Here is a 776-nt window from a genome sequence, read left to right on the forward strand (position 1 = left end):
AACGGAGGCGCCCAAAGGTTCCCTCAGCCTGGTTGGCAATCAGGTGTTGAGTGTAAGTGCACAAGGGAGCTTGACTGTGAGACCGACGGGTCGAGCAGGGACGAAAGTCGGGACTAGTGATCCGGCGGTGGCTTGTGGAAGCGCCGTCGCTCAACGGATAAAAGGTACCCCGGGGATAACAGGCTGATCTTCCCCAAGAGTCCATATCGACGGGATGGTTTGGCACCTCGATGTCGGCTCGTCGCATCCTGGGGCTGGAGTCGGTCCCAAGGGTTGGGCTGTTCGCCCATTAAAGCGGTACGCGAGCTGGGTTTAGAACGTCGTGAGACAGTTCGGTCCCTATCCGCTGCGCGCGTAGGAGTCTTGAGAAGGGCTGTCCCTAGTACGAGAGGACCGGGACGGACGAACCTCTGGTGTGCCAGTTGTCCTGCCAAGGGCATGGCTGGTTGGCTACGTTCGGGAGGGATAACCGCTGAAAGCATCTAAGCGGGAAGCCTGCTTCGAGATGAGGACTCCCACCCCCTTGAGGGGTTAAGGCTCCCAGTAGACGACTGGGTTGATAGGCCGGATCTGGAAGCACCGCAAGGTGTGGAGGTGACCGGTACTAATAGGCCGAGGGCTTGTCCTCAGTTGCTCGCGTCCACTGTGTTGGTTCTGAAACCACGAACAATCCCGCCCCATGGTCACGGGGTGGCTGGTTGTCTGTTTCATAGTGTTTCGGTGGTCATAGCGTAGGGGAAACGCCCGGTTACATTTCGAACCCGGAAGCTAAGCCT

Annotated in this window: 2 rRNA genes; both read left to right on the forward strand. The window is 58.5% G+C overall.

Features of this window, described 5'->3' with window-relative positions:
- A 23S ribosomal RNA gene (locus ABEA26_RS36135) occupies nucleotides 1-628 on the forward strand; the annotation flags it as partial.
- Nucleotides 629-716: 88 nt separating this feature from the next.
- A 5S ribosomal RNA gene (gene rrf / locus ABEA26_RS36140) occupies nucleotides 717-776 on the forward strand; the annotation flags it as partial.

Origin of the sequence: Streptomyces marokkonensis (genome assembly GCF_039539045.1) — a bacterium.
Classification (GTDB): domain Bacteria; phylum Actinomycetota; class Actinomycetes; order Streptomycetales; family Streptomycetaceae; genus Streptomyces; species Streptomyces marokkonensis.